4 protein-coding genes are annotated in these 1,914 nt (G+C 38.0%); all 4 read right to left on the reverse strand.

Translation table 11 applies throughout. The annotated features are described in order from the left end of the window. Positions 1–101 precede the first annotated feature (101 nt). The gene (locus tag JWG44_RS13400) at positions 102–485 is read right to left on the reverse strand and encodes a PIN domain-containing protein (RefSeq protein ID WP_205275466.1); all 384 of its coding nucleotides are present in this window, start codon (positions 483–485) and stop codon (positions 102–104) included. Further along, positions 485–700: a DUF2191 domain-containing protein gene (locus JWG44_RS13405; RefSeq protein ID WP_205275467.1), complete on the reverse strand. Its 216-nt coding sequence runs from the start codon at positions 698–700 to the stop codon at positions 485–487. Before JWG44_RS13405 ends, JWG44_RS13400 begins: the two co-directional genes overlap by 1 nt. A gap of 292 nt (positions 701–992) precedes the next feature. After that, positions 993–1,436, reverse strand: a complete 444-nt coding sequence (vapC, locus tag JWG44_RS13410; RefSeq protein ID WP_205275468.1) for a type II toxin-antitoxin system VapC family toxin — start codon at positions 1,434–1,436, stop codon at positions 993–995. Between the two features lie 15 nt (positions 1,437–1,451). After that, complete coding sequence (locus JWG44_RS13415) at positions 1,452–1,652, reverse strand: type II toxin-antitoxin system VapB family antitoxin (protein WP_205275469.1); 201 nt, start codon at positions 1,650–1,652, stop codon at positions 1,452–1,454. Between the last annotated feature and the right edge of the window lie 262 nt (positions 1,653–1,914).

Below are 1,914 nucleotides of genomic sequence, written 5' to 3' on the forward strand. Positions count from 1 at the left end.
CGAAGTGACAAAGCAATGTGGCTTTAGCCCGAAGTGAGCGCGAGCGGGAACCGTGAGTCGCGAACGGAGTGAGAAGCTGAAGTTATGCGAAGTGCCTGCTACTATTGCTTCGAATGGTAAATTTTTTCAGCACTTAACACTTTTAATATTTTCTTATCTAAAGTCCAAAGTTTCAAATTTCTTTTTATTGCTTCATTGATTATTACAGAATCGATTAGTCCGACTCCCTTATCTTTCAATTTCTGCTCATAAGAGAGTTTCCCCGCTTCGAGAAAGCTATTTTCTGAGGTTAAAGTATTTAGATTTTCCCAATAGTCTAAGATAAATGAGACTTCTGATTTACTTTTGCAACCTTGAAGAAGTTCTCCAAAGATTACTTCATGCACAATAACTTCGAAAGATTCTATTAAATCTCTTAGCTCGCTAAAATAAGGTTCATTCCTTTTGAAAAACTCAATCCAAATCGAAGTATCAACTAATACCATTATCTATCTCGATTTAAATTCCGTATATTCTCACTACTAAATCCCTTCTGAAAGGCCAATGGCGATTTATTTAATTTTTGATTAAGTTTCTTAATTTTTGCCTGCTTTAACCATTCAGAAAGCGCCTTCTGTAGCGAATCTGTTATATTCTTTCCACCAGAATATTTCTGAACTTCCGTTATCAAATCATCGGGTAAAATAGCCGTAACTTTCATACGATCTATGATACGATACCATTTCGTATTCTACCAGCTTTTTTTATAATTTTTCTAAATTCTTTTATCCATTAATTCATGCGAATGCAATTAATTTTCGCAGGCATTTCGCCTAACGAAAGAAGCTTGCCGACGTCGCGTCCCCGAGCGCCTGCGCGCGAAGGAGTTGGCACGAGGTTCGAGGCGCATTAGCGCCGTCTTGCGAACCGAAGTGACAAAGCAATGTGGCGGCTTTAGCCCGGAGTGAGCGCGAGCGGGAACCGTGAGTCGCGAACGAAGTGAGAAGCCGAAGTTAGTCGACGTTGCGTTTTCTCTTTGATTTTTTAGAATCTTCGAAATTGAGAGTTTTTAACTTTGTAATTCCAGAAATCCTTAGGAAATCAGTATCGTAGGTTGCAAGAATGAGATTATGAGTAATTGCAATCTGAGCAATTAGGGCGTCAATTGTAGCTAACGTGATTCCTTTTTTAGAAAGCGAATTCCTTAGTTTTGCTGCTTCGATATGATCTTTTTCAGAAGGAGAAATAAAGTTAAAGTATCTAAACTGCTCCTCTATTTCGGTGAATATTTTTGGTTCTTTTATGCCAGTGAGAATTTCCTGAAGAATAATCCCAGTAACAAAAATATCATCTTCGTTTTGAATAATTTGATAAAGGAAAGTTTCTGCTGATTTTAGAGTTCTACCTTTTCTTCTTAAAGCTTCAGACCAAACTGAAGTATCTACTAATAATTTCATTAAAGCTAAGTAATTTTATCTTTTATTCCGCGCTTCTTTATAATCGTAACTCTTATCGTATTCGACTGAATTGATAAATTTAAGAATATCCTTCTGTTTATGACGTTTAATAAATTCAATCAAAGCCAAATTAACAGTTTCTCGTTTAGTTCGTAAGCCACTAACCGTACAGGCCTCTTCTAATAATTTTGGATCGATATTTAAGTTTGTAGCCATATCCTTTACTCTTTATAACAAGTCTACACAGAGATATGTGTAAAACTCAAGCACTTTTTAGTTTGAATTTATCCCCTCCTCTCTTGACTTTTGATTCGTTTTCAAAATCGCTCTAAGCTTACGCAATGTCGCCTAACGAAAGAGGCTTCTCGACGTTGCGTCTCCGAGCGCCTGCGCGCGACGGAGTTGGCACGAGGTTCGAGCGACCTTAGTCGCGTCTCGCGAACCGAAGTGACAAAGCAATGTGGCTTTAGCCCGGAGT

Origin of the sequence: Leptospira ainazelensis, from assembly GCF_016918785.1 — a bacterium.
GTDB classification, from domain to species: Bacteria; Spirochaetota; Leptospiria; order Leptospirales; family Leptospiraceae; genus Leptospira; species Leptospira ainazelensis.